The sequence below is a fragment of the Streptomyces shaanxiensis genome (assembly GCF_039537145.1).
Classification (GTDB): Bacteria; Actinomycetota; Actinomycetes; order Streptomycetales; family Streptomycetaceae; genus Streptomyces; species Streptomyces shaanxiensis.
Genome location: NZ_BAAAZY010000033.1, coordinates 27,850 through 53,463, shown reverse-complemented (window position 1 = coordinate 53,463; position 25,614 = coordinate 27,850). Strand labels below are relative to the sequence as shown.

Sequence of the window (25,614 nt, the reverse complement as noted above, 5' to 3'; positions counted from 1 at the left end):
CCCGCGCCCCCGAAAGAGGGGTGGCTGCCCCTCCCGGCGTTACACGTATCTCCTAGCCGGGGCCGGCGCCACCGCCGACGCCACCGCGTCCGCCAGCGGGGCGACTTCCTCCGGGCCGAGGGTCGAGACCGTGACCCTGATGCCGGGTGGCGCGCTCGCCCGGAAGCGGGCCCCGGGGGCCACCGCCCAGCCCGCGTGGAGGAGGCGGGCGACCGCGGTCGTCTCGTCGGGCACCGGGATCCAGACGTTCAGGCCGCTGCGGCCATGCGCCTCGACCCCGCGGTCGGCCAGCGCACTCAGCAGCAGGTCACGGCGGTTGCCGTACGCCTCCGCCACGGCCGTCGGATCCAGTGCGCCGTCCGCCCACAGCCGCACCACCGCCCGCTGCTGGAGGCGGCTCACCCAGCCGGGCCCGAGCCTCTGGCGGCCGCGTACCCGGTCGACCGTGACCGGATCCCCGGTGAGTACGGCGAGCCGCAGGTCCGGGCCGTAGGCCTTGGCGACCGAGCGGACGAAGGCCCAGGTGCGGGTGGTGCCGGACAGGGGGTGCGGGGGGAGGTCGACGATGCCGTGGCCGTGGTCGTCCTCGATCAGGAGGATCTCCGGGTGCTCGCGGAGTGCGGAACGCAGGGCACGCGCGCGCGTGGCGCTCACCACGGCGCCGGTGGGGTTCTGGGCGCGGCAGGTGACGATCAGGGCGCGGGCCCCTGCTGCCAGGGCTCGCCGGACGTCGTCCACCAGCGGCCCTTCGTCGTCGACGGCGACCGGGGCGCTGCGCAGCCCGAGCGCGGGGATCAGGTCGAGGAGGCTGCCCCAGCCGGGGTCCTCGACGGCGACGGTGTCTCCCGGCTTGAGGTGGGCCGCGAGCACGCGCTCGATGGCGTCGAGCGAACCGGAGACGACGGCCAGAGGACCTTCCGGCACCGCGGCGGCGTCCAGCTCGGCCCGTGCCATCCGGGCCAACTCCGGCTCCACGGGGTCGGCTCCGTACAGCACCGGTTCCCCGTCGCTCTGTTCGGCGGCGGCCGCGAAGGCCTTCGCGAGCGAGGGCAGCAGCGCCGGGTCGGGATTGCCGTTCGCCACGTCGCGTACGCCCTCGGGCACGACCACCCGGGCATGCTCGCGCCCGGTCGTTGCCGGCCTCGGCCGCACCCGGCTGCCCCGGCGACCCGCGGTCTCGATCACCCCGCGCTCACGCAGGGTGCGATACGCGGCGGCGACGGTGTTGGGATTCACGCCCAGCTCGACCGCCAACTCCCGCATGGGTGGAAGAAGTTGACCGGGTTCCAGCTCTCCGGCACCCACCGCGCGCTCGACGCTCGCCGCAATCTCCGCTGCGCGTCGCCCTTCGATCCGATATCCTCCTAGCACAAACACAATTATGCACTAGTGCAATGGAGAGCGCAATGCAGGGGACCCAGCAGCCGACGTCGCCGACCGCCGCCTATACGCCGACCGACCGCACCGTCCCCACACGCTCACCGGGCCGGGCGTCGTACGACAAGGAACTGGTGCACTCGATACTCGACGAGGCCTACGTCTGCCATCTCGGCTTCGTGCGCGACGGCGCTCCGGTCGTGCTTCCCACCCTGTTCGGCCGGGTCGGCCAGACGCTCTACGTCCACGGCTCGACGGGCTCGCGCCCGCTGCGGATGACCGGCCAGGCCGACCCCGGGCTGCCGGTGTGCCTGACGGTCACGCACGTCGACGCGCTGATCCTGGCCCGCTCGGCCTTCCACCACTCGATCAACTACCGGTCGGTGGTGGTGCACGGGCTCGCGTACGACGTGACGGACCCCGAGGAGAAGAGGGTCGCCCTCGACGCCCTGGTCGACCACGTGGTGCCGGGCCGGGCGGCGGACTCCCGTCCCGCCAACAAGAAGGAACTTGCGGCCACCGCCGTGATCCGCCTCGACCTGAACGAGGTCTCCGCCAAGCTGCGCACCGGCGGTGTGAACGACGAGCCCGAGGACCTCGCCCTCCCCCACTGGGCCGGCGTCGTCCCGCTGCGCAAGGGCTACGAGGCGCCGGTCGGGGACCCGGACCTGGCCCCCGGCACCGAGCTCCCCGGCTACCTCGGAGCCCTGTGATGCTGATCCACCCCTGGGACGCGCCCCGTGACGACGCCGAGTGGCAGCAGTGGCTGGCCGTGCACGACTTCGGGCAACTCGTCGTCAACGGCCTGGACGGGGAGCCGCCCCACGTCCAGCCGCTGCACTTCGTGTACGACGCCGAGCGCGGCGAGGTCGTCACGCACCTGGCCCGCCCCAACCCGATGTGGCCGGCCCTGTCGGCCCACCCCGAGGTCGTCCTGAGCGTGGTCGACGACTACGTGTACGTACCGGGCCCCTGGCAGGCAGCACCGGAGGAACCGCCCGAGCACGGCACTCCGACCAGCTTCTACGCCGCGGTCCAACTCCGGTGCCGGGCCCATGTCGTGGACGACCCGGCCGAGAAGGCCGAGCTGCTCAACCGCCAGGTCGGCCACTTCCAGCCGGAGGGCGGCTCGGCACCGGTCGCGGTGGGCGAGGTCCCGTACGGCCGCCTGCTGTCCGGGCTCCGTGGGGTGCGGCTCGAAGTGACGGGCGTACGGGCCAAGTTCAAGTACGCCAATCACCGGACCGAACAGGTCAAGGACAGGGTCGCGGCCAGTCTGGCGCAGCGGAACGGTCCGCGGGACGCGGCGGCCCGCGACCACCTGCTCCGTCGGCGCACGGGCTGATCGAGGGGCCCGTCACCCGTGCGGTGCGGGCCCCTCGACGTCACGCCGGCAGCGGCTCCCGCCTCGCGCCACGTGTCTCCGCCACCGCAAGGCCGGCGACCGACCCGAGCATCAGCAGGGTTCCGGCGAGGGTCGGCGCCGTCAGGTGTTCGCCGAGCAGGACGACGGCGAGCACCGCCGCACTGACCGGCTCCAGCAGCATGATCACGGACACGGTGGCGGACCGTACGGCGGCCGCGCCCGCGAAGTAGAGGGCGTATGCGAGGGCCGTGGGCACGGCCGCGATGTACGCCACCAGCCAGCCGAGCCGGACGCGGTCGACCGTGTGCGGCAGCAGCCCCTCGGCGAGGGCGAACGGCAGCAGGCACAGGCTGGTCACCGCGAAGGACCAGAGGGACGTGTCGGCGGCGTCGGCCCCGCCGTCACGGCCCCACTTGCGGGTCAGCAGGGTCATCACGGAGTACGCGGCCGCCGACACCAGCGCGAGCAGCACGCCCCATGGTCGTACGGTCGCGCCCTCGCCGCCGAGCGCCAGCACCGCGAGCCCGGTGAGCGCGCCGAGGACGGCTGCGACACCCCCGCGGCCGAGCCGCTCCCCCAGGGTCAACCGGGCGCCGAGCGCGATGAACACAGGGCCGGCGCCGAGGGTGACGACGGTGCCGACGGCGAGTCCGGTGGCGTCCACGGCCGCGAAGTAGGCCGTCTGGAACACCGCGAGCCCGAGACCCGTGACCCCTGCCCGCAGCGCCTTGCGGCCGAGGGGCTCGGATGTGACGGTTCGCGTGCGCGGACGCAGGAGCCGGACGGCGAGCAGCAGCACGAAGCCGACGGCGCAGCGCCAGAAGGAGAGGGCGATCGGCCCCATGTCACTGGTCCGGTAGACCAGGGAGGCGGCCGCGCCCGCGGTGCCCCAGGCGGCACCGGCGATGATCAGGTAGATGAGGCCTCGCCCGATGGGCAGGCCGGAGACAGAGGTGTTCGACACGAGTTGTTCTCCGCAGACATGCAGAAGTTCTGGGAGGAGCCCCGCTCAGCGGGGTCCGCGGACTTCGTCTGCGGGCAGCACCGTTCCGCCCGGCGAGATGCCGGGCCGATGTTCCGGAGGGCCCGCCTCAGGCGGCCGGAGGCGGAAGAACGAGTGTCGAAGGCATGATCGTGCAGCCTAGGCGACGTTTCCGCGGGCGGACAACTCACGCTCGGGGCCACCGCTCGCCACCGGTTCGGCCGGGCTCTTGGCGGGCGCGGAGGACTGCGCGATGAACGCCCCGACGAGGACGACCGCCCCGCCGACGATCTGCGGCGCCGAGAGGTGCTCGCCGAGCAGGAACCAGGCGAGGACGGTCGCGATGACCGCCTCGAGGCAGGCCACGACTCCGGCGACCTGCGGCGACAGCCGTCGTACCGAGACCACGCCGGTGACGTACGCGATCACCGTCGCGACGAGCACGATCCAGGCCAGCAGCACGGCGGCCGCGACCGGGGTGCCGTTCATGTCGGCGGTGTCCGAGAGGACCGACCAGTCCATGTTCCAGGGGCGGGCCACGACGGTCAGGACGGCGGCGCCGACGAGCAGGCCGTACGCGATGACGCCGAGCGGGTCCGGGGCCGCCTCGCCGGAGTCGCTGCCCTGGTCGGACAGGACGAAGTAGCCGACCTGGCAGCAGGCGGCGCCGAGCGCGAGGAGCAGTCCGAGGGCGTCGAAGCTCAGGCCCGACCAGACCTCGACGACACAGGCGAGTCCGCCGACCGCGAGGACCACGCCGACGGCGGCGGCACGCGTCACCGGCCGGTGCTGCACGAACCGCACCCAGCCGAGGACGAGGGCGGGCGCCAGGTACTCGACGAGCAGCGCGACGCCGACCGGGATCCGGGATATCGAGGCGAAGTAGAACGCCTGCACACCGGCCACACCGAGCAGCCCGAACCCGGCGAGCAGCGCGGGGCGGCTGCGCAGCAGGGCACGGTGGCGCACCGCGAGCGGCAGCATCACGAGGGCGGCGCCGGCCACGCGCAGCCACACCACGTGCAGCGGGTCGAGCCCCGCCTCGATCAGCGGCTTCGCCGCGACACCGGATCCTCCGAAGGCGACCGCGGAACCGAGCGCCAGACCCAGCCCGACGCCCTTGCCGCGGCCGGCCCGACCGCTCTCATACGTACGCACCGGCACATGATGACAGGCGATGACAGGAGCGTCACCCCCTATGGCACCTGTCTCAGCGGGTGGACGGGAGCCCCGACGCGGAGTGGACCCGACGAGGAGTGAAGGAGGGAGGTGGGGGCTGTGGAGCCGCTTGCGCGGGGGTTCGTGCGCGGCTAGCGAGCGGTGTCGCCGCCGACGTACTCGTCACGCCGCCCGTCGATCCGGGCCCGGACCGTGTTCGCGTCGATGCCGGCGCGGTCGAGCACCTCGACGGCGCGCGCCTGTGGGTCCAGCAGGATCGCCGCGAGCAGGTCGATGCCGCGGGCCTGGGTGTCGCCGCGTCCGGCGGCGCGTCGACGGGCATGTTCCATGGCGCTCGCGGCAAGCGGGGACAAGCCCTCGCCGTCCGTCACGACGGGTACGGCGCCGGAGTCCTCGACGCTGCCCTGCCAGCGCAGGCCGTAGCCGATGGTGCGCTGCACGAGATAGCCGAGCAGGCGGGCGATCTGGGGTCCGTCGCCGAAGACGTCGTACACGTCCGGATCGTGCTCCAGGAGCGAGTGCAGCAGATGGGCCGAGTCGATCTGCCGGTCCCCGTCCCTGACCGCCCGGCGGCGGGCACCGGAGACCACCGCTGCCAGCTCGTCACTGAGCCTGGCATCGTCCGCCGGGGTGTCCGGGCGCCGACAGTCCTGTTCCTGGGCCGACTGCCGGGGAATACGGGGTTGCACAATCCCTTACCCCATCAGCCGCAGCGAGCCGGGTCATCCCCGAGGGGAAGCATCTTCGCGTCCCACACAGAGTGGACTCCGCCGGCCGGAATCTCCTCCTTACGGATGAGATCACGCCGAACGACCCCAGGGGCGCGTGCCGCCTTGCAGTGCGCCTCGTGCGCAACCATGGCGCCGCGCCGCACGTCCCACAGGGAGATGGAGAGCAGGTGCTGGCTGGTGGCGTTACCGGCCGTGGACGGCAGACAGTACGTCTACCGGGTGTACGCCCCGGAGGACGCCCTGCTCGCCGACCTGTTCTGGGAGGCGTGGCACTGCCACGACGAGAGCGCGCTGCCGCGGGCGTGGGACGTGTTCGACGCGGCGGTGATACGGCGGGTGGGCTGAGTCCGCGGGACGGGCCGACGTCTGCGCGGGGCGGTCCCACATCGGCACGGGCGGTCCCACGTCAGCACGGGGCAGGCCCGCGTCGGCGCGAGGCAGACCCACGTCGGCGCGAGGCAGGCAACGTCTCCACATTTCCTGACGGTTCATCAGTATTGAATGTTCCAGGCCCCACGGCTACGTTCCGCGACACCGTAGCCCGAGACGAAGGGGTGGTCGCATGGCCGAAGTCAGCGCGGAGGCACGTATCGAGGCACCGGCCGAGAAGGTCTGGGCACAGCTGACGGACTGGTCGGCGTACGGGCAGTGGAACGCGACCCACACCAGCTTCCCCGGCGGTGGCCCCACGGCCCTCGAAGTGGGCGGGACCTTCCAGGAGAACATGAAGCTGATGGGGTTCCCGGCCGAGGTCGAGTGGACCATCGAGGAACTGGAGCCGGCGCGGGTGCTCGCGATACGCGGCAAGGGCCCGATGGCCGTGACCGTGGCCACGCGCTACACGCTCAGCCCCGATGGCGACGGCGCCGCCACGATCGTCCGCATCGACGGTGAGTTCACCGGGGCGGCGGTGTCACTGATGGCGGGCAAGCTCAAGGACTCGGCCACGGCGGCGCTGAACGAGTCGCTGCGCAAGCTGGCGGGGTTGGTGACCTGACCGGCCGCGCGGCACGGACGAAGGCGCCCCGCGGAGTGTTCCGCGGAGCGCCTTCACTTACGGCGGGGAGGCCGCCGGTGCCGCTCAATCCTCGTCGGCGAGGATCAGGTACAGCTTCTTGCGGGCCTCGTTGATGACGGCCAGCGCCTTGTCACGCTGCTCCTTGCTGCCCGTCTTCCAGACCTGCCCGAAGGCCTCCATCAAGCCGAAGCCGGCCTGGCGGATCTCACCGAGGGCCTCCCAGTCGACGCCGCGGGAGGCTTCCTCCCAGGGCGCCTCGGGACCCGCCTCGGCCGCCTCGCGGCCCGCCTCGGTGAGCGAGAAGAGCTTCTTGCCGCCCTCGCTCTCGCTGGCGATCAGGCCCTCGTCCTCCAGCAGTTGGAGAGTGGGGTACACCGAGCCCGGGCTGGGCTTCCACGCCCCGCCGCTGCGCTCGGCGATCTCCTGGATCATCTCGTAGCCGTGCATGGGGCGGTCCTTCAGCAGGGCGAGGATCGACGCGCGCACGTCACCGCGCCGCGCCCTCCCTCGGGGCCCGCCCCGCCCCCTTGGCCCCCAGGGGCCGGGCCCGAATCCGGGCCCACCGAAGCCGGGGCCGCCGCCGCCCGGACCGAAGGGCCCGAAAGCGCCGCGAAGCCCCTCGAAGCCACCTCGGCCGTGGTGACCGTGCCCACCAGGTCCACCGTGTCCACGCTCGAATCCATGGGAACGCATCGCAATCACTCCATTCCATCGTTGATCTGTCGCGATGCCTCAACGATATATCGGAATAGCTCGCACAGCAAGGGTGCGCGGACGAGTACGCCAGCTCGGACTGCGAAGCGTGTGGGTGACGGACGGCCGACCCTGGACCCAGGGCTCCCACCGGCCCACCCATGTCGCTCACGACGTCGCTTCCGCGATCGACCACGCCGTCAGCACACCGCGATAAGGCACGGCCAAGGCCAATTCGGGGGTGCAGCTCCACGCCGTGGCGCCCACACCCTTGGCGGACGCTCCCTGAGCGCTCGCCGCTGTCTCGCCGCCCTGGGACGCCGCCACCGCGGGCATCGTTCCGCCGACCGCGAGCATCGCGGCCGAACCGACGCCGAGCAGGACCATCTGCTCGGGCGCCGGCACCGTGCTCCCCGAGTAGGGCTCGGCCGCAGCCCTCCCCTCCCCTCCCCGAAATCGGTCCAGCACCCCCGAATTGGCCTTGGCCGCCCGCTCCCCGCACCCCCTAGCGTCGACGCCATGCGGATTCGAATCGTCGACGCCTTCACCGACCGGCCCTTCGCCGGCAACCCGGCCGGGGTCCTGCTCCTGGACGGCTTCCCGGAGGACGACTGGCTCCAGAACGTGGCCATGGAGGTCAACCACGCCGAGACGGCGTTCGCTCACCGGCTGCCCGAGGGCGGGGAGGCCGACTGGGCGCTGCGGTGGTTCACTCCCGTCGCCGAGGTGGCGATGTGCGGGCACGCCACGCTCGCCACGGCCCATGTGCTGCACAGCACCGGCGCGCACGAGGGCCCCGTGCGGTTCGCCACCCGCAGCGGCGTGCTCGTCGCCACGCCCCGCGAGGACGGCTCCGTCACACTCGACTTCCCGACCGCCCCGCTCACGCCGGTCGAGGTCCCGGACGGTGTCGCGCGGGCGCTGGGCGCCGAGTCGCTCACCGCCTTCGACACCGGCCCGAACGTCGGCGACCTGCTTCTCGAACTCGCCGACGAGAAGACGGTGCACGCCCTCGCCCCGGACCTCAAGGCCCTCGGCGCCTACTCGCGGCGCGGCATCATCGCCACCGCCCGCGCCGAGGACCCCACCCGCGGATACGACTTCGTCTCCCGCTGCTTCTTCCCGAACGTCGGCATCGACGAGGACCCGGTCACCGGCAGCGCCCACACCGCCCTCGCCCCCTTCTGGTCCGAGCGCCTCGGCCGGGCCGAACTCACCGGCCTGCAGGCCTCCCGTCGCTCCGGCCGGGTCCGCACGGAACTCCGCGGCGACCGCACCCTGCTGAGCGGGCGCGCGGTGACCGTCATCGAGGGGGAGTTGATCGCCTAGGCGGGCCGGCCAGGCACGACAAAGGGGGCGTACGAGACCGTCGTACGCCCCCTTGCACGCCCTCCGGCGACCGGGCTCACGCCGTCGGCAGCCAGCCCACCTTCCCGGCCAGCAGCGCGTATCCCACGAACGCCCCTATGTCGAGCAGGGAATGTGCCACCACCAGCGGGCCCACCCGGCCCCAACGCCGGTACAGGTACACGAACACCACGCCCATCGCCATGTTGCCCAGGAAGCCGCCGATGCCCTGGTAGAGGTGGTACGAGCCGCGCAGTACGGAACTGGCCACCAGCGCGGTGCCCGGCGTCCAGCCCAACTGGCCGAGCCTGCGCAGCAGATAGCCGACGACGATGACCTCTTCCAGGATCGCGTTCTGCATCGCCGACAGGATCAGCACCGGGTACTTCCACCACACGTCGGGCAGCGCCTCGGGCACCACCGTGAGGTTGAAGCCGAGCCCTCGGGCCAGCAGGTAGAAGGCGATTCCGGTGCTGCCGATCACGGCCGCGATCGCCGCGCCACGGCCGAGGTCCAGCCAGGGCCGGGTGCGGTCGAAGCCGAGGGTGCGCAGGCCCTCCCCCTCGCGCAGCAGGAAGTGCGCGACGAGCGCGACGGGCACCAGCGCGGTGGTGATCCCGAAGAGCTGCCAGGCGAGATCCAGCCAGGGACGGCCCGGCGCGGCCGAGGCGTTGAGGGTGGCCGCCTGGTCCTTGAGTCCCCCGGGCTTGGTGACCGATCCGACAAAGCTGATCAGGGCGGACACACCGCTCGCACCGAGCGAGAGCGCCAGAACAAGCAGCGTCTCATCACGGAAGATCCGACGCGACGGCCGCTCGTGCGGAAAAGAATCGGCCACGGGGCCTGCCTCGCCCTGCACACCTGCCTCCTTGAGTAATCCCGCCTCATCCCCGTCGCTGCCCCACAGCAATAGGGAGGGGCACCACCGTCATGGGACGTCACAGCTTGCCCGATCAGTATGGGGCGGGCATCGGCGACCCCCGTCGACGCGGGCCTCGTCGCCGCATGCGCCGCCGTACGGTGGCGGTCGCGATGCCGCTGGGCCGACCAGGGAAGACGTACGGCTGGCTCGAGCCGGCCGACGCCGGTCTGCGCGACGTGGCCGGCGGTGACGGGCAGGTCCTGGACACACCGGCGCGCGACGCCTCCGGCCCCGAGCTAGGGCCCACCGACCGAGCGGCCGCCGTCCCCGAAGGGGCGAGGGCACGCAGCGTGACCGGCTGTCGGCGGTGCTCGGCGATCTCGCGCATCCACTCGGTGATCCTCAAGGCGATCGTGGACGCGGCATCACCGGGTGAGCAGGGCTGACGAGACCCCCCTCTCGCCGGTCCACCCGTCCGTCACCCCAACGGCACCGGCTCCAGCAGTCCCACCGGCCACGTGTGCACCGGGTCCCCGCGATGCATCAGCTCCCGGTACCGCCGCGTCGTCGCCGCCAGTGCCGCGTCCCGGGCCATCCCGGACTCCAGTGCCCGGTGGAAGGTAGCCGCCTGCCAGGACGCGCCGTTCATGCGCCGTCGACATCGCTCCTCGATGACGCCCAGGTAGAGATCCCGGTCGGCCGGCTCGACTCCCCACGCGTCCAGGCCGACCTCGGCCAGCGGCAGCAGTTCGTCGCGTACGAGGCTCACCGCGTCGACCTCGGTCGTCCCGCCGTACCGCCCGCGCCGAGGCCAGCGCAGCCGGGCGTCGATGCCGTGCTTGCAGGCCTCGTCGAAGTTGGCGGCCGCCGCCTCGAAGGGCAGCCGGGTCCACACGGGCCGCGATTCCTCCGCGAGGGCGCGGACGACGCCGTAGTAGAAGGCCGCGTTGGCGATGACGTCGGTGATGGTGGGCCCGGCGGGTAGTACGCGGTTCTCCACGCGCAGGTGCGGGACGCCGTCGGCGATGCCGTAGACCGGGCGGTTCCAGCGGTACACGGTGCCGTTGTGCAGGACGAGTTCGGCGAGCGTCGGTGTGCCGCCGGAGTCGAGGACGTCGAGCGGGTCCTCGTCGTCGCAGATCGGCAGCAGGGCCGGGAAGAAGCGCAGGTTCTCCTCGAAGAGGTCGTGCGCCGAGGTGATCCACCGCTCCCCGAACCAGGTCCGCGGCCGTACGCCCTGGGCCTGGAGCTCGGGCGGGCGGGTGTCGGTGGACTGCTGGAACAGCGGGGGGCGGGACTCGCGCCACAGCTCGCGCCCGAAGAGGAAGGGCGAGTTGGCGCCCACCGCGACCTGGGCGGCCGCGATCGCCTGCGCCGCGTTCCACACGTCGGCGAAGCGGCCCGGGGTGACCTGGAGGTGCAGCTGCACGGAGGTGCAGGCGGCTTCGGGGGCTATGGACTTCGAGGTGCAGGTCAGGCGTTCCACGCCGTCGATGTCGAGCGTGAAGTCCTCGCCGCGGGCGGCCACGATCTGGTCGTTGAGGAGGGTGTAGCGGTCGACGGCGGAGAGGTTCGAGGAGACCAGGTCGTCCCGGTCGAGGGTCGGCAGAATGCCGATCATCACGATTCCCGCGTCGACCTCACCCGCTTTTCGGTCGGCATATGCCAGCGACGTACGGAGTTCCTCGGCCAGTCCGTCGAATACCCGCCCCTGCAATCGGTGTGGGGCAATGTTGACTTCCAGATTGAACATGGCGAGTTCTGTTTGGAAATCACGACTCGCGATCCGCTCCAACACCTGAGCATTCAGCATTTTCGGCATCCCGTCGGCGCCGGTGAGGTTCAATTCGATCTCCAGCCCCATGAGGTTCTTGGGGCGGTCGAACCGCTTCTCCTCCAGCAGCCGCTCCAGGCCCGTCAGGCACTGCCGCAGCTTCTCGCGGTAGCGCTGGCGATCGGACAGATCGAACCGACCTGCCACGACCTTCTCCCCCATCGAAGCTTCCCTCCTCGGTTGGGCGGGCCCTGTTGCCCGCCGCGCGGGCCCCGGATCCGGCCGCCGGTCTCCTGGGTCAGGTGGGATGATGCCCAGCCGAAGCGATCGATAACGTCCCGCACGGGTGCGGCGCCCGCTAGGCTGTCGGCGGGAACCGGTGGCACATTCACCAGGCATGCGGCACGGTGCAGTTTCGGACGGCCCGCGAACTCGTGAAAAACGCCGACGAGAATTGGCCGACCGCGGCCGTGGCATTTTTCGAGGTCATCGACGTATGACCGGCCGGGAATCGGGATGATTCCCGCATATCCGCGACCGAATGAACCCTTGCCGGGTGCACCAAAAGCGGTTAGACGAAACACCGTCTGAACACTCGTCGTATAAACTCCGCAATCAAGGCAGAGGGTTGGCGCCCGAGGTCCCAGGACCTGCCGTCAGGTGACGTACGGCAGGCCCCACTCACCCCCCTCGCGATCCCTGACCCAGGCCCCCGCCTCTCTGACCTCCGTGAGCAGACAGCGCCGTCCGCCCCCGCCCCGCCCCGCCCTCGCGCCACCGTGCCTGTCGAATGAGAGGCGACCCACCATGCCGCTGCATGTTCCCCCGGCTCCCGCGCCCGCACTTCGCTCCGTCCTCACCGCACTCGGTTCACCCACCGCGGTCCGCGAGGCCCGAACACCCTCCCTGCGCGCAGCCCAGGGACCCGCCACCCCCGAACTCCCGCTGCCCGTCCATGTCGTGGACGAGATCACCCCGGCGGGCGTGGCCGCGACCCGGCTGGCCGGCTGGCGCTTCCTGATCCACTGCGGCGAACGCGCGGTGGCCGCCGCCGAGACCCGGCTGACCCCCGACGGCTGGGCCTTCTCGCACTTCTTCGAGGGCCCGTACATCGCCTCCACGGAGCGTGCGCTGCGCCAGGCCGAGACGATCCAGCAACCCTTCCAGCCACGGCTGCTTTCGTTCCCCGGCCTCTACATGCTCACCCTGTGGCTGCACGGCGACTGCACCGCGGACGGCGCCGTCGGCCACCCCGACGCCACGGACATCCTCATCCCGCTGGCCCCGGCCCCGCCCGGCATCGCGTCCCACCGGCCGCACCGGGTCGCCGAACTGCTCCCGGTGCTCACCCACCGGGCGACCCCGGCTCCCCTGCCTCCGCTGCCTCCGCTGCTCGGCTCACCCGCCTGACAGCGCACCGCGCGAGCGCCTCCGTACCCTGCCGCCCACTTCCGGGCAGCGGGGTACGCGCCTGTTCGGCGGCGGGATTAGGCTCGTATCGGAGAACAACAAAACACGCACGGACGAACCGTAAATAACTCGTACGAGCGAGAATGCGCTCGAATGAGCCTCGCAAGGTCCCGGCTCGACCGGACTAGCCCTATCCGACCACGGCGAACCATCCGAAGTGACCGTGGAGTTGGGATGAACCGTCGGCGCTCGGGATGCGTCATCAATCTGTAAGAAAGCGGTGCCGCGAAATCCCTGCGGATTGACGCCCGTGGGGCAACACTGGGTTCCGACCGACTTATCAAACGGGGGGCGGCCATGAACGAGTCTTCACGCCGCGAAACAGACACCACAGCCATCTCACACATCACGACAGAGCGAAAGATCCCATCCATGTGCCAGCACCAGCCATCGTGCCCCTCAGCCAGCTCCGCCGACCGGGAGTCCGCCCGTCTCGTGGCGCACCACCCGGAGCAGGGGTGGAGCCTGCTGTGCAACGGTGTTCTGCTCTTCGAGGACACCGGTGAGCTCCTGCCGGACGGCCGGATCATCGCCCCGCACCGTCCGCATGGCACCGGCAAGGTGGTAACCGCCGCATAACGCCTGCCCGGCGGATCGCGCCGGAGAGGCCCTGCACCACCGGGCGGACCGACGGACGCCCGGCGTTCCTCCAGGGGCCGGTCGCAGACCCTGACTGCGAGCCGGCCCCCACGTGCGTTCAGCGGCGGTCACTCAGCGTAGCGCCCCGATCGCCCTGCCTCCTGCCTACCTCAGCGCCTCCCTGATCGCGTAGTACGCCGGCTTCGGCCGGAGCTGCTCGTCCCACGGCAGCGCGGCGCCCTGGCCCTCGAAGAACGCCGGAATCCAGCTGTACTTGTCGGTGTAGTCCCAGACGGTGATGCCGACGCAGCGGCGCACCGCGAGGCAGGCGTCGGTCAGGTCCGCGTACCACTCGGCCTGCTGGGCCAGCTTCTCCTCGGTCGCGGGCAGGATCATCCGGATGTCGACCTCGGTGAGCGCGGTGTCCAGGCCCAGCTCGGCGAACCGGCGGAGGTTGTCCTCCAGGGTGGTCGGATAGCCGTACTGGAGTGCCAGGTGGGCCTGGAGGCCGATGCCGTCGAGCGGGACACGCTGCGCCTTCAGCTCCTTGGCCAGGTTGTGGTAGGCATCGCTCTTCGGGCCGATCCCCTCGATGTTGTAGTCGTTGAGGTAGAGCTTGACCTTGGGGTCGGCCTGACGGGCCCAGCGCAGGGCGTCGGCGATGTAGCCGGGGCCGAGCGTCTTGTAGAAGATCGTCTCGCGGTACGTGCCGTCCTCGTTGAACGCCTCGTTGACGACGTCCCAGGCGAAGACCTTGCCCCGGTAGTGCCGTACCTCGGTCTGGATGTGCTTCTTCAGTACGGCCCGCAGCTCGGTCGCCGTCCACTCGCGGCCGGTGAGCCAACCGGGCAACTGGCTGTGCCAGACGAGGGTGTGGCCGCGCACCTTCTGGTGGTTGGCGCGGGCGAGGTTCACGATCTCGTCGCCCTCGGTGAAGTCGAAGACGCCCTGCTGGGGTTCGGTGGCGTACCACTTCATGCCGTTGCCGGGGGTGATCTGGTCGAACTCGCTGCCGAGAAGAGCCTTGTACGGCTCGTCGACGAGTTCGGGGTTGTCGGTCGCGCTGCCGAAGTAGCGGCCGTGACGCTCGGCGAGGTCGGCGAGAGTGGGCGGCTTGTCATGGGCCTGGGCGGCGGGGCCGGTGACGGCGACCAGGACGGCCGCGAGAACACCGGCGAGTCTGAGACGGTTCTTGCGCATGGTGCGACTCCTCACGTGCGGATGTGTGGGCGAGCCGTACGAACCCCCGGCGCGGGTCATCCCTTCGTGGCACCGGCGGTGAGGCCGCCGACGAGCTGGCGCTCGGCGACCGAGTAGAAGGCGAGAGCGGGGACCATGGCCAGCACCAGATAGGCGAAGACGCGGGCGTAGTCCGCCGAGTACTGGCCCTGGAACTGCTGGACGCCGATGGGCAGGGTCCACCACGTGGAGTCGGTGAACACCAGGAGGGGCAGGAAGAAGTTGTTCCAGCTGGTGACGACGGCGAGGACCGAGACCGTGCCCAGCGCGGGCCGTGCCATGGGCAGCAGGACCCGCCAGAAGAACCCGAGCGGACCGCACCCGTCGAGCGTGGCCGCCTCCTCCAGCTCGCCCGGGATCTGCCGGAAGAACCCGCGCAGGATGATGATCGTCATCGGCAGCCCGAAGGCGGCTTGCGGCAGGATCACGCCCAGCGGGTTGTCCAGCAGGCCCATGGAGCGCAGCAGCAGGAACAGGGGCAGCGCCGCCACCGCGAAGGGGAACATCAGCCCCATCGTGAACAGCGTGAACAGCAACTCCCGCCCGCGGAAGGCGAACCGGGCGAAGGAGAACGCCGAGAGCGCGGACACCGCGACGACGAGGACGGTCGTGGCGACGGCGATCAGCGTGCTGTTGCCGAGCAGCCGCCAGAAGTCGCCCGAGCCGAGGATGCCGGTGTAGTTGCCGCCGACCCAGGGGTCGGGCAGCCCGACCGGGTTGCCGGAGAGCTGGTCTGTGGACTTGAAGCCGGAGAAGAGGGCGTAGAGCAGGGGTACGGCCATCACCGCGCCGACGGCGACGAGGACCACGTGCAGGGGCAGGTTCCTCAGGGTCTTGCGGCTCACTTGCCGTCCCCCCTCATCGTGGTGGTGGCCCCTTCGAGGTCGCGCCGCAGCACGAACCGCTGGTAGGCGAGGGCGAAGACGAGGCTGATGCCGAACATGGCCACGCTGATCGCGCTGGCGTAGCCGACCTGGTAGCGCTTGAAGCCGTACTGGAACAGGGTCACGGCCATGGTCTCGGAGTGGTGGTCGGGGCCGCCCTGGGTGACCACCCACACCAGGTCGAACAACTGGATCGACCCGATGACCGACAGGAAGACGCTGATGCGCAGGGTGGGCGCGAGCAGCGGCAGGGTGACGCTGCGGAAGCGCTGCCAGGGTCCGGCGCCGTCGATCAGCGCCGCCTCGGTCAACTCCCGCGGGATGGACTGGAGTCCGGCCAGGTAGAGCATCATGTGGAAGCCGAAGTACTTCCACGTCATGACCAGGAACAGGGTGGCCATGACCATGGAGGGGTCGGCGAACCACTCCCCGCCCAGACCGTCCAGGCCGATCCCGCCGAGGATCCGGTCGGCAAGTCCGTCGTCGGGGGCGAAGATCATGCTGAACAGGACGCCGGTGATGGCCTCGGACAGCACGTACGGCGCGAAGAACAGCATCCGGTAGACGGCCCGGCCGCGGATCCGCTGGTTGAGGGCGACGGCCAGGGCCAGCGCGAACGGCAGCTGGAGCACCAGGGACAGGGCGACCAGGACGAAGCAGCGCCACAGGTCGCCCAGGAAGACCGGGTCGTCGAGGAGCCGCGTGAAGTTGTCGGCGCCGACGTAGTCCGACGGCATGCCGAAGCCGCCCCAGCGGAAGAAGGCCGCGTACAGCGCGAACAGGATCGGCAACAGCACCAGGATGATGAACAGCACCAGCGCGGGCACCTGGAAGCCGACCGCGGTGAGCCAGTGCAGCGCGCGCCGCCGGGCCCGCCCCCGTGCGGCGCCGGTGGACGGGGGCGGGAGGTCGACGTCGGGTCCGGTCCGCTTGTCCGGAAGGAACGTGGAGGTCATCGCCGGCTACTGCTCTTCCTTCGCGGTCTGCGTGATCGACTCGGCGACCTGCTGAGGCGACTTGGACCCGGCGATGAGTGCGGCGACGCTGTCGTTGACCTCCTGGCCGACGGCGGGCGCGTACGCCTGGTCGAGATAGAGCTGGAAGCCGGTGGCGGCCTTCAACTGCGCCTGTACGGCCTTGATGTTGGGGTCGACGATGGCGCTCTCGGCCGCCGGGAGCACCGGGAGGATGCCGGTCTTCTTGACCAGTTCCACGTCCGTCGCCTCCGAGGCGAAGAACTTCAGGAAGTCGACGGCGGCCTGTGGAGCGCCGCTGCGCAGGGCGTGTCCGCCGCCTCCGCCGAACACCTCGGTGATGGCGCCCTTGCCGCCGTCGACCGCCGGGAACGGGAAGAAGCCGAGGTCGTCACCGAGGCCCTTGCCGGCGTCGGCCTGGACGACGGGTGCCCACTGGCCCATGAGCTCCATCGCCGCCTTGCCGTTGCCGACGGCCGCGGCCTGGCCGGTGGGCGTGGAGTACGCGGCGCCGAGGAAGCCCTTCTGGAACGGCTGGAGGTCGACGAGTTCCTGGAGATGCTGACCGGCCTCGACGAAGGCGTCGCCGGTGAAGTCCTTGTCGTCGTAGGCCTTCTGGAGGGCGGACGCGCCCGCGGTGCGCATGGCGAGATAGGCCCAGTAGTACATGCCGGGCCACTTCTCCTTGCCGGCCAGGGCGAGCGGGATGGTGCCCTTGGCCTTCAACTCCCGTACGGCGTCGAGGAATCCGCTCCAGGTCGTCGGCGGTTCGCTGATGCCCGCGTCCTTGAAGAGCGCCTTGTTGTACCAAAAACCGATCATGCCGATGTCGAACGGGATGCCGTACACCTTCTCGTCCAGGATGTACGGCTCCTTCGCGACCGGCAGCAGGCCGTCGGCGAAATCTTTCGTCCGGTCGGTGAGGTCCTCGACGAGCCCGGCGTCGACCTGCTGCTTGAGGACACCGCCGCCCCAGGTGTGGAAGATGTCGGGCAGCTTCCCGGAGGCGATCAGCGCCGTCATCTTGGATTTGTAGGCGTCGTTCTCCAACTGGACGATCTTTATCTTTACGTTGGGGTTCTGGGCCTCGAACTTCTTGGCCAGCGCCGCCCAGACCCCCTTCGTCGGCTCGGTGGTGGAGATGTTCCACCACTCGACGGTGGTCGTGCCGTCCGACGACCCTCCCTCCGAGTCGCCGCCGCAACCGCTCAGTGCCGTCATGCCCACACCGGCCGCGGCGGAGGCCGCCAGGAAGCCGCGGCGGGACAGTCCCGGGTCGCCCATCATGCGCTCCTTGGGTACGGGACGGCCCGTCCTTGACCGTCCACTGGAACCGAAAGTTTCGGAAGAGATCCAGAAAGCTTCGTTGCTGCCGCACCCTAGAGACAGCTGCCAAACGGTGGCAACCCCTTGTACGCGGTGAATCTGCCGCCAACTGTCACGGCCTGGGCGGCTCTTCGGGGACGTACCCGAACCAGTCGAAGGCCGCACTGCCCTCGGTGACGTACATGCCGACCACCCGGCCGGTGAAGCCGCCGGGCCGCCTGCGTGGACACATGGTGGCCGTCGAGTTCAGCGAGTCGTACGGCTCCTGAAGGGCTGTCGATCGCGAGGGCGATCGTGTCGGGCCCGCCGACCTCGAGGTCGTAGTGATGGGCCTCGTCCAGGCGAACGGGCAGTCCGGCGCGGCCCGTTCCGGGTTCCAGAACGAGCCTCAAACCGGCAGTCGGGGTGGTGCCGGCGGCGCCCGACGAAGGCGTGTCCCGGCCGGTCGAGGCTGTCGCCGGTGGCGGGCAGGGTGAGCCGTCCCGGCCGTTCGCTCAGCGACCACGAGCCCTCCGGCCGACGGTGCGGGGAGATCCGGTACGGCGCCAGGATCGCGGCGCCGAAGTCGTCCCGCGGGGGGGCGGTTCGAGGGGATGCCAGGCCGCCGGCGCCATCCATCAGGTGCCGTCGGGTGCTGCGGTGGGAGGGGACGGGGTTGGCGCGGGCCGGCTCGTAGGGGCCGCTCGGGGAGCGGGCGCGGGCGACGCAGGCACTGTGACCGAGGGCCGCGCCGCCCTCGGCGAGCATCAGGTACCACCAACCGCCGTACGCGGTAGAGGTGCGGCGCCTCGGGATGCCGCATGCCTGTCCCGGACTCACCGGGAAGGGACCTTCGAGCACCTTCCCGTCGAGGGGTCGATACGGGCCACCCGGACACCGGCGACGGCGCACCAGCAGTTGCCGAGCACGTTGCCGATCTGCCGCCAGCGCACGAGGTCGCGAATGTGCGTCAGCCCTCCGCAGGGTGGGTCGAAACATTCGGCTCGATGGACGAACATTACGGAGCGGACTGTAAGGGGGCGCACGGGACGCGACAAGGGTGCGGGAACCGCGGCACCTCCGGACGAGGTCGGGCGGTCTCTCGTCCGGAGGCGGCTGGGGGGCGCTTCCGTCCGGAGGTGGATCGGGGCCTGGTTCGTCCGGAGGTGGGTCGGGGCCGGGGCGCGGGTTACAGGCCCACGTCGCGGCTGCGGATGTCCTCCAGGGACTCGCGGCGGATCAGGAGCCGGGCCTGGCCGTCGTCGACGGCGACCACCGGCGGGCGGCCGACCATGTTGTAGCCGGAGGCCATGGACAGGTGGTAGGCGCCGGCGACCGGGACGGCGAGCAGGTCTCCGGGACGGATGTCCTCGGGGAGTTCGACGTCGGCGGCGACGATGTCGCCCGCCTCGCAGTGGCGGCCCACCACGGTGACCGGGGCCGGGGCTGCGGTGCTGTGCCGGCCGACCAGACGGGGCGCGTACCGGACGCCGTACAGGGCGGGCCGCGGGTTGTCGCTCATGCCGCCGTCGACGGCGACGTACGTGTGCGCGCCGGTGCGCTTGACGGCGAGGACGTGGTAGAGCGCGATCCCCGCCGGACCCGCGATCGCCCGCCCCGGTTCGATGATGAGTCGGGGCACGGTGAGCCCCGCCGCCGCGCACGCCTCGACCAGTTCGGCACGCACCTTGCGGGCCAAGGTGGTGAGGTCCAGGGCGGGTTCGCCCGGGCGGTAGGCGATGCCGTGGCCGCCGCCGAGGTCGAGTTCGGGCAGGGCCAGGCCGTGCTGTTCCTTCAGCCGGGCCATGAGCCCGACGATGCGCCGTACGGCCGCCAGATAGGGCTTGGTACTGGTGATCTGCGATCCCAAGTGGCAGTGCAGACCGGTCAGTTCGAGCTGCGGCTGGTCCAGGATCCGGGCGATGGCGTACTGCGCGTAGCCGTCGGAGATCGACAGGCCGAACTTCTGGTCCTCGGTGCCGGTGCGGATCTTCTCGTGGCCGCCGGCGCTGATGCCGGGCACGACGCGGACCATCACCTTCTGGTGGCCGTCGGGTCCGACCGCCGCGGCCAGCCGGGCGATCTCGGAGGGGCTGTCGATGACGATGCGGCCGACTCCGAGGCGCAGGGCGGTGTCGAGGTCACGCGGGGACTTGGCGTTGCCGTGCAGCACGATGTTCTCCGGCGGGAAGCCGGTGGTGACGGCGAGCTCCAGCTCACCGGCCGAGCAGACGTCCAGGCCGAGGCCCTCCTCGTCCACCCAGTGGACCATCGCCCGGCACAGGAACGCCTTGGCCGCGTACAGGATGTCGGCGTCGGGGAAGACGTGCCGGTAGGTGCGGCAGCGCTCGCGGACCTCGTCCTCGTCGATGACGTAGACGGGCGTGCCGAAACGGTCGGCGACCTCGGCGAGCGGTACGCCGCCGACGGTGATCTCACCCTCGCGGGGCTCGACGGCCGAGGCGGGCCACACCGAGAGAGCGTCGGCCGGGACGGCGGTCACCGCGGGTTCGTGAAGCGTGGTCATCGTGCCGTACCCCTTCAGCCGATCCACATCGCGAGTGCGGAGACGATCGCCGCAGCGCCGGTCACGCGCAGCGCTCCGACGGCCTGGGGGTCCCAGGCGCCCTGACGGAAACGGGGGCCGGAGTGCTGCCGGGCGGGCTCCGCGGCGGACGGCGTGGCCGGGACCGGGGGCGGGGCCAGGGTCGGGGCCGGGGCGGGCGCGCAGAACTGGGGGTCCACCGTGACGGTGGTGACGCCGAGCGGTGCGGTCAGGGAGCGCAGGGCCGGCTCGGCGAGCCGGATCCAGGGCTGGTCGGGGCCGAGGGTCGCGGTGAGTTTCCGCTGGGAGGTGAACCCCACGGCCGTGCGGTCACCGATCGGTGTGCGAAAGAGGCGGGCCGCGCAGGCGGCCTGTCCCGGCCGGACCGGAACGTAGAGAGGGCCGGCCGGGGACCGATCAGAGGGCTCCGGGTCTTCGTCGGACAGGATGTCTGCCATGGGATGCCTCCGGGAGGATCCGAGGTGGGTCGGGCGAGTTGCTTGACGGCCCCGGACGCGGGGAGGCGGACCGGGGCTTGCCACTGACGCTATGCCCGACGCCCCGGAGTTTCGGACCCCTCATGACGCGATGCTGACGGCGATGGCCCGGACGCTGACGGGATGCTGACACGGGGCGTCCGACCGGGGCAACGGCCGTCAGAGGTGCGCCAAGAAGGGCCGCTCGGGCTGGCTGAGGGCCGACCATCGGGGGTGTGATGGGAGAGAACCCCGTGAAGAGAAGAACGGTGAAGACATGTCCTGTTCCGACGGCCCCGCGACCGCACGGGTCGTGGTGGGCGTGAGCGGCTCCCTGGGCAGCCTCACCGCGCTGTCCCGGGCCGCCGACGAGGCGCGGCGGCGTGGTGCCGAACTGTGGCCGGTGCCGGCCTGGCAGCCGCCGGGCGGTGAACTCGCCTCGCGGCGGGGTCCTGGGACGAGCCTGCTGGTCCATGAGTGGCAGGAGCTGGCACGCGAGCGCCTGGTGGGGCCTCCTCGCTGATGTCTTCGGTGCCTGCGGGCCCGGCGTGTGGATGTGCGCCCTGGTGGCTCCCGGCACCCCGGGGCGTGCCCTGGTGGAGGTCGCCGACCGCAAGACCCACCGACGTGACGTTCAGCGAACAGTCGCCGACGACACACCTCCCGTCGACCTGACCAACCCCGGCCGCCCACCTACCAACCGACCCTCGCCGAACGCACCCGCCGACCGATCCTGCAGGTCACTGCCGCGCCTGCCGCTCCGCACAGCCCCACACCCGCCATCGGCATGACGCACCGGCAGGCCAACCCACGGCCCACACCGGCACACCGCCCTCATGCGCCCCGAGACGGCGCGCAGCCCCGACGCCCTCATAAGCCCCCGAGGCGGCGCGCGACCCCGCCAACCCCCTGGCCTCGCCCAGATCCAGCCGCTACGAACCCACCGCAGCCGACGCCTCCGACTCCCCCGGCCGTCTCCCCTGCGCCATCCGCAGGCTCAGCACCATGGTCAGCCCGCCGCCAGGTGTGTCCTCCGCGTTGATCGTGCCGCCCATCGCCTCGGCGAAACCGCGGGCGACCGCGAGGCCGAGGCCTACGCCCGCGCCGCGCGGGGAGTCGCCGTAACGCTGGAAGGGCTCGAAGATGCGTTCCTTGGCCTCGTCCGGGACGCCGCGCCCGCGGTCGACCACACGGACCTCGACGCGGTCGCGGATGGCGCTGGCGGAGACCAGCACCGGCTCGTCCCGCGGGCTGTACTTGACGGCGTTCTCGACGACGTTGGCGACGACCCGCTCCAACAGGCCCTTGTCCACGGCGACCATGGGCAGCGTCTCCGGGATGTCCAGCTCCGCACTGCCCTCGGGAACCCCGCCCAGCGCCATCGGCACCACCTCGTCCAAGTCGATCTCCCTGATCAGCGGTGTGACCGTGCCGGTCTGCAGGCGCGACATGTCCAGCAGGTTGCCGACGAGGTGGTCGAGCCGGTCGGCGCCCTCCTCTATCGCCTGCAACAGCTCGGCCTCGTCCTCCTCGGACCAGGCCACGTCGTCGGACCGGAGGGAGGAGACCGATGCCTTTATGCCGGCCAGAGGGGTACGGAGGTCGTGGCTCACCGCGGCGAGCAGGGCCGTACGGATGCGGTTGCCCTCGGCCAGTTCCTTGGCCTGGTCGGCCTCGTGCCGGAGGCGTTGGCGGTCCAGGACGACGGCGGACTGCGCGGCGAAGGCGGCGAGAACCCGGCGGTCCTCGGCGGGCAGTACCCGGCCGGTCAGCGCCAGGGACATGTGGTCGCCGACCGGCACGTCCACCTCCGCGTCGTCGGGGTTCTGGCAGGGCCGGGGGCCCACGCTGCCCGCGCAGGTCCACGGGTCGACGTCGCTCTCCCGTTCCAGCAGCGCCACCGACACCATGCCGAAGGTCTCCCGGACCCGCTCCAGCAACGCCTCCAGGCTGGTCTCGCCGCGCAGCACGTTCCCGGCGAGGAAGGACAGGATCTCCGACTCGGCACGCAGGCGGTTCGCCTGGTGGGTGCGACGGGCCGCCAGGTCCACCACGGAGGCCACCGACACGGCGACGCCGATGAAGATCGCGATGGCGACGATGTTCTTCGGGTCGGCGATGGTCAGCGTGTGGACCGGCGGGGTGAAGTACCAGTTCAGCAGCAGGGAACCGACCACCGCGGAGGCCAGCGCCGGCAGCAGGCCGCCGAGGAGTGCCGCGGCGACCGTCAGCGACAGGTACAGCAACATGTCGTTGGCGAGGCCGACTTCGGGGGCGACGTGCGTCAGCAGCACGGTGAGGGCGGCCGGGCCGAGCACAGCGACCAGCCAGCCCCAGGTGATCCGGGACCGGCCGAGGCGCGCGCCGCGGGGCCCGGGCAGTCCGCGGCCCTTGCCCGCCTCGTCGTGGGTGATCAGGTGCACGTCGAGGTCGGGGCCCGAGTCACGGGCGACCGTGGCGCCGACGCCGGGCCCGAAGACGTACTGCCAGCTCTTGCGGCGGGAGACACCGAGCACGATCTGGGTGGCGTTCACCCCGCGTGCGAAGTCCAGCAGGGCCACGGGTATGTCGTCGCCGACGACGTGGTGGAAGGTGCCCCCGAGGTCCTCGACCAGGCCGCGCTGCACGGCCAGTTCCTTCGGCGACGAGGACGTCAGCCCGTCGCTGCTGGCGATGTAGACGGCGAGCACCTCACCGCCGGCGCCCTTCTCGGCGAGACGGGCGGCCCGCCGGATCAGGGTCCGGCCCTCCGGGCCACCGGTCAGCCCGACCACGATCCGCTCCCGGGAACCCCAGATCGTCGAGACCTCGTGCTCGCTGCGGTACGCGTTGAGGTACTCGTCGACCCGGTCCGCCACCCAGAGCAGGGCCAATTCCCTGAGCGCGGTGAGGTTCCCGGGGCGGAAGTAGTTCGACAGGGCCGCGTCGACCTTGTCCGGCTTGTAGATGTTGCCGTGCGCCATCCGCCGCCGCAGCGCCTGGGGCGACATGTCGACAAGCTCGACCTGGTCGGCCCGGCGCACCACCTCGTCCGGCACCGTCTCCTGCTGCCGTACACCGGTGATCGACTCGACGACGTCGCCCAGTGACTCCAGGTGCTGGATGTTGACGGTCGAGATCACGTCGATCCCGGCCGCCAGCAACTCCTCCACGTCCTGCCAGCGCTTGGCGTTGCGCGAGCCGGGGATGTTGGTGTGGGCCAGCTCGTCGACCAGCGCCACCCTGGGCCGGCGGGCCAGGACGGCGTCGATGTCCATCTCGGTGAAGGAGGTGTCCCGGTACTCCAGCTCCTTGCGCCGGATCTGCTCCAGACCGTGCAGCATCACCTCGGTGCGCGGCCGGCCGTGGTGCTCCACGAACGCGACCACGCAGTCGGTGCCGCGCTCCACCCGCCGGTGCCCCTCGGACAGCATCGCGTACGTCTTGCCGACGCCCGGTGCCGCACCGAGGTAGATCCGAAGCTTGCCGCGTGCCATGTTCACCCTTCGAAGCGGTAACCCATGCCGGGTTCGGTGATGAGATAGCGGGGGTGCGAGGGGTCCGCCTCGAGTTTGCGGCGCAACTGGGCCATGTAGACCCGCAGGTAGTTGGTCTTGCCGCTGCGGGACACGCCCCAGACCTCCTGCAGGAGGTGCTTCTGGGTGATCAGGCGCCCGGGATTGGTCACCAGGATCTCCAGCAGATGCCACTCGGTCGGGGTGAGGCGCACGTCGCGTCCGGCCCGTACGACCTTCCTGGCCAGCAGGTCGACGGTGAACCCGGCCGTCTCCACCCGGGTCGTCCCGAGGGCGAGCGAAGACTCCTCGGTACGGCGGACGGCGGCCCGCAGCCGGGCCATGAGCTCGTCCATGCTGAACGGCTTGGTGACGTAGTCGTCGGCTCCCGCGTCGAGAGCGGCCACCTTCTCGACGGAGGCCTGACGGGCCGACAGCACCACGATCGGCACACGGGACCAGCCGCGCAGAGCCCGGATGACGTCGACCCCGTCCATGTCGGGGAGGCCGAGGTCGAGCATCACCACGTCCGGCTGCCGCGCGGCCGCCAGCCGGAGGGCCGTGGCGCCGTCGGGCGCCGCGTCCACTCCGAACCGGCGGGCCTGCATGTTGATCACGAGTGCTCGGACAAGCTGTGGGTCGTCTTCCACGACCAGCACCCGGGTCATCGTTCAGTTGTCCTTGGTCAGTTCCTTGAGCGCGATGTTGAGTTCGAGGACGTTCACACGCGGCTCGCCGATGAAGCCGAGCGTGCGGCCCTCGGTGTGCTCGTCCACCAGCTTGCGCACCTGGGCGACGGGCAGGTCGTTGCGCTCGGCGACGCGGTGGACCTGGAGTTCGGCGTAGGACGGCGAGATGTCCGGGTCGAGGCCGGAGCCGGAGGACGTCACCGCGTCGGCGGGCACGTCGGACGGCTCGACCTTGTAGTCCGCGGTGGAGTTCTCCTTGACGACCTTGGCCTTGGCCTCCTTCACCCACTTGATCAGCTCGGCGTTGTCGCCGGAACGGTTGGTGGCGCCGGACAGGATCAGCTTGTACTGGGTGTTGACCGAGTTCTCCCCCAGTCCGTTGGCCGGCCGAGGCTGGAAGTAGTCCAGGCTGTAGCCCTGTTGGCCGATCAGGGAGGAGCCGACGACCTTGCCGTCCGCCTTGACCTCCGAGCCGTTCGCCTTGTTGTGGAACAGCCCCTGGGCGATGCCGGTGACCACCAGCGGATAGATGACGCCGGTCACCAGGGTCAGCGCGAGGAGGGCGCGCAGGCCCGCCCCGAGCAGCCGGGCCGTGTTCGTAACCGAGTTGTTCATGGGGATCAGCACGCC

Annotated in this window: 26 protein-coding genes and 1 pseudogene; 9 read left to right on the top strand and 18 right to left on the bottom strand. The window is 71.1% G+C overall.

Annotated elements, in window-relative coordinates:
- Nucleotides 1-39: 39 nt before the first annotated feature.
- Nucleotides 40-1,371 (bottom strand): aminotransferase class I/II-fold pyridoxal phosphate-dependent enzyme, encoded by a 1,332-nt coding sequence (locus tag ABD932_RS41775; protein ID WP_345021475.1) that lies wholly within the window; start codon nt 1,369-1,371, stop codon nt 40-42.
- A gap of 35 nt (nt 1,372-1,406) precedes the next feature.
- On the opposite strand from ABD932_RS41775, the gene ABD932_RS41770 reads away from it, so the two are divergent.
- Nucleotides 1,407-2,090 (top strand): pyridoxamine 5'-phosphate oxidase family protein, encoded by a 684-nt coding sequence (locus ABD932_RS41770; RefSeq protein ID WP_345021473.1) that lies wholly within the window; start codon nt 1,407-1,409, stop codon nt 2,088-2,090.
- Nucleotides 2,090-2,722 (top strand): FMN-binding negative transcriptional regulator, encoded by a 633-nt coding sequence (locus tag ABD932_RS41765; RefSeq protein WP_345021471.1) that lies wholly within the window; start codon nt 2,090-2,092, stop codon nt 2,720-2,722. Before ABD932_RS41770 ends, ABD932_RS41765 begins: the two co-directional genes overlap by 1 nt.
- A gap of 40 nt (nt 2,723-2,762) precedes the next feature.
- Here ABD932_RS41765 and ABD932_RS41760 read toward each other — a convergent pair whose 3' ends face one another.
- The 3 genes from ABD932_RS41760 to ABD932_RS41750 all read right to left on the bottom strand — a co-directional run bounded on the left by ABD932_RS41760 (nt 2,763) and on the right by ABD932_RS41750 (nt 5,593).
- On the bottom strand, nt 2,763-3,707 hold the full coding sequence (locus tag ABD932_RS41760; RefSeq protein WP_345021469.1) for a DMT family transporter: 945 nt from the start codon (nt 3,705-3,707) through the stop codon (nt 2,763-2,765).
- A 177-nt stretch (nt 3,708-3,884) separates the two neighbouring features.
- Nucleotides 3,885-4,889, bottom strand: a complete 1,005-nt coding sequence (locus tag ABD932_RS41755; RefSeq protein WP_345021467.1) for an EamA family transporter — start codon at nt 4,887-4,889, stop codon at nt 3,885-3,887.
- Between the two features lie 146 nt (nt 4,890-5,035).
- Nucleotides 5,036-5,593: a Clp protease N-terminal domain-containing protein gene (locus ABD932_RS41750; RefSeq protein WP_345021466.1), complete on the bottom strand. Its 558-nt coding sequence runs from the start codon at nt 5,591-5,593 to the stop codon at nt 5,036-5,038.
- A gap of 234 nt (nt 5,594-5,827) precedes the next feature.
- Here ABD932_RS41750 and ABD932_RS41745 point away from each other — a divergent pair, with 234 nt between their 5' ends.
- A complete protein-coding gene (locus tag ABD932_RS41745; RefSeq protein WP_250092373.1) occupies nt 5,828-5,980 on the top strand; it encodes a hypothetical protein in 153 nt (50 codons plus the stop codon).
- 217 nt (nt 5,981-6,197) lie between these two features.
- Entirely contained in the window at nt 6,198-6,632 is a 435-nt protein-coding gene (locus ABD932_RS41740) for a type II toxin-antitoxin system Rv0910 family toxin (protein ID WP_345021464.1), read from the top strand.
- A gap of 84 nt (nt 6,633-6,716) precedes the next feature.
- Here ABD932_RS41740 and ABD932_RS41735 read toward each other — a convergent pair whose 3' ends face one another.
- A complete protein-coding gene (locus ABD932_RS41735; RefSeq protein WP_345021462.1) occupies nt 6,717-7,346 on the bottom strand; it encodes a PadR family transcriptional regulator in 630 nt (209 codons plus the stop codon).
- A gap of 168 nt (nt 7,347-7,514) precedes the next feature.
- The gene (locus tag ABD932_RS41730) at nt 7,515-7,814 is read right to left on the bottom strand and encodes a hypothetical protein (protein WP_345021461.1); all 300 of its coding nucleotides are present in this window, start codon (nt 7,812-7,814) and stop codon (nt 7,515-7,517) included.
- A gap of 51 nt (nt 7,815-7,865) precedes the next feature.
- Here ABD932_RS41730 and ABD932_RS41725 point away from each other — a divergent pair, with 51 nt between their 5' ends.
- A complete protein-coding gene (locus tag ABD932_RS41725; protein ID WP_345021459.1) occupies nt 7,866-8,675 on the top strand; it encodes a PhzF family phenazine biosynthesis protein in 810 nt (269 codons plus the stop codon).
- A gap of 76 nt (nt 8,676-8,751) precedes the next feature.
- On the opposite strand, the gene ABD932_RS41720 is transcribed toward ABD932_RS41725, so the two are convergent.
- Nucleotides 8,752-9,552, bottom strand: a complete 801-nt coding sequence (locus ABD932_RS41720) for a CPBP family intramembrane glutamic endopeptidase (protein WP_345021457.1) — start codon at nt 9,550-9,552, stop codon at nt 8,752-8,754.
- Nucleotides 9,553-9,698: 146 nt separating this feature from the next.
- On the opposite strand from ABD932_RS41720, the gene ABD932_RS41715 reads away from it, so the two are divergent.
- Nucleotides 9,699-10,001 carry a hypothetical protein gene (locus ABD932_RS41715; protein ID WP_345021455.1) on the top strand — a complete coding sequence of 101 codons (303 nt, stop codon included), beginning with the start codon at nt 9,699-9,701 and terminating at the stop codon, nt 9,999-10,001.
- A gap of 32 nt (nt 10,002-10,033) precedes the next feature.
- Here ABD932_RS41715 and ABD932_RS41710 read toward each other — a convergent pair whose 3' ends face one another.
- Nucleotides 10,034-11,551 (bottom strand): glutamate-cysteine ligase family protein, encoded by a 1,518-nt coding sequence (locus ABD932_RS41710; protein WP_345021453.1) that lies wholly within the window; start codon nt 11,549-11,551, stop codon nt 10,034-10,036.
- A 585-nt stretch (nt 11,552-12,136) separates the two neighbouring features.
- Here ABD932_RS41710 and ABD932_RS41705 point away from each other — a divergent pair.
- On the top strand, nt 12,137-12,739 hold the full coding sequence (locus tag ABD932_RS41705; protein ID WP_126389888.1) for a hypothetical protein: 603 nt from the start codon (nt 12,137-12,139) through the stop codon (nt 12,737-12,739).
- Between the two features lie 432 nt (nt 12,740-13,171).
- Nucleotides 13,172-13,378, top strand: a complete 207-nt coding sequence (locus ABD932_RS41700) for a DUF5999 family protein (RefSeq protein ID WP_345021450.1) — start codon at nt 13,172-13,174, stop codon at nt 13,376-13,378.
- Nucleotides 13,379-13,543: 165 nt separating this feature from the next.
- Here the strand turns inward: ABD932_RS41700 and ABD932_RS41695 are convergent, their stop codons facing one another.
- The 7 genes and pseudogenes from ABD932_RS41695 to ABD932_RS41665 all read right to left on the bottom strand — a co-directional run bounded on the left by ABD932_RS41695 (nt 13,544) and on the right by ABD932_RS41665 (nt 20,783).
- On the bottom strand, nt 13,544-14,578 hold the full coding sequence (locus ABD932_RS41695) for an endo-1,4-beta-xylanase (protein WP_345021448.1): 1,035 nt from the start codon (nt 14,576-14,578) through the stop codon (nt 13,544-13,546).
- A 56-nt stretch (nt 14,579-14,634) separates the two neighbouring features.
- A complete protein-coding gene (locus ABD932_RS41690) occupies nt 14,635-15,399 on the bottom strand; it encodes a carbohydrate ABC transporter permease (RefSeq protein ID WP_345021594.1) in 765 nt (254 codons plus the stop codon).
- A gap of 59 nt (nt 15,400-15,458) precedes the next feature.
- Nucleotides 15,459-16,457, bottom strand: coding sequence for a carbohydrate ABC transporter permease (locus tag ABD932_RS41685; protein ID WP_345021446.1), 999 nt, complete (start codon nt 16,455-16,457; stop codon nt 15,459-15,461).
- Nucleotides 16,458-16,463: 6 nt separating this feature from the next.
- On the bottom strand, nt 16,464-17,759 hold the full coding sequence (locus tag ABD932_RS41680; RefSeq protein ID WP_345021592.1) for an extracellular solute-binding protein: 1,296 nt from the start codon (nt 17,757-17,759) through the stop codon (nt 16,464-16,466).
- Between the two features lie 154 nt (nt 17,760-17,913).
- A pseudogene (locus tag ABD932_RS44190) lies at nt 17,914-18,703 on the bottom strand (beta-xylosidase family glycoside hydrolase); the annotation flags it as partial.
- A gap of 266 nt (nt 18,704-18,969) precedes the next feature.
- The gene (gene lysA / locus ABD932_RS41670) at nt 18,970-20,307 is read right to left on the bottom strand and encodes a diaminopimelate decarboxylase (protein WP_345021444.1); all 1,338 of its coding nucleotides are present in this window, start codon (nt 20,305-20,307) and stop codon (nt 18,970-18,972) included.
- 14 nt (nt 20,308-20,321) lie between these two features.
- A complete protein-coding gene (locus ABD932_RS41665; RefSeq protein WP_345021442.1) occupies nt 20,322-20,783 on the bottom strand; it encodes an SAV_915 family protein in 462 nt (153 codons plus the stop codon).
- A 295-nt stretch (nt 20,784-21,078) separates the two neighbouring features.
- On the opposite strand from ABD932_RS41665, the gene ABD932_RS41660 reads away from it, so the two are divergent.
- Nucleotides 21,079-21,324, top strand: coding sequence for a universal stress protein (locus ABD932_RS41660; RefSeq protein ID WP_345021440.1), 246 nt, complete (start codon nt 21,079-21,081; stop codon nt 21,322-21,324).
- A gap of 409 nt (nt 21,325-21,733) precedes the next feature.
- Here the strand turns inward: ABD932_RS41660 and ABD932_RS41655 are convergent, their stop codons facing one another.
- From ABD932_RS41655 to ABD932_RS41645, 3 genes are read right to left on the bottom strand one after another with little or no spacing between them, the layout of a single operon-like run.
- Nucleotides 21,734-24,277: a sensor histidine kinase gene (locus tag ABD932_RS41655; RefSeq protein WP_345021438.1), complete on the bottom strand. Its 2,544-nt coding sequence runs from the start codon at nt 24,275-24,277 to the stop codon at nt 21,734-21,736.
- A gap of 2 nt (nt 24,278-24,279) precedes the next feature.
- Nucleotides 24,280-24,963 (bottom strand): response regulator, encoded by a 684-nt coding sequence (locus tag ABD932_RS41650; RefSeq protein WP_345021436.1) that lies wholly within the window; start codon nt 24,961-24,963, stop codon nt 24,280-24,282.
- Nucleotides 24,964-24,966: 3 nt separating this feature from the next.
- Nucleotides 24,967-25,599: a potassium-transporting ATPase subunit C gene (locus tag ABD932_RS41645; protein WP_345021434.1), complete on the bottom strand. Its 633-nt coding sequence runs from the start codon at nt 25,597-25,599 to the stop codon at nt 24,967-24,969.
- Nucleotides 25,600-25,614 lie beyond the last annotated feature (15 nt).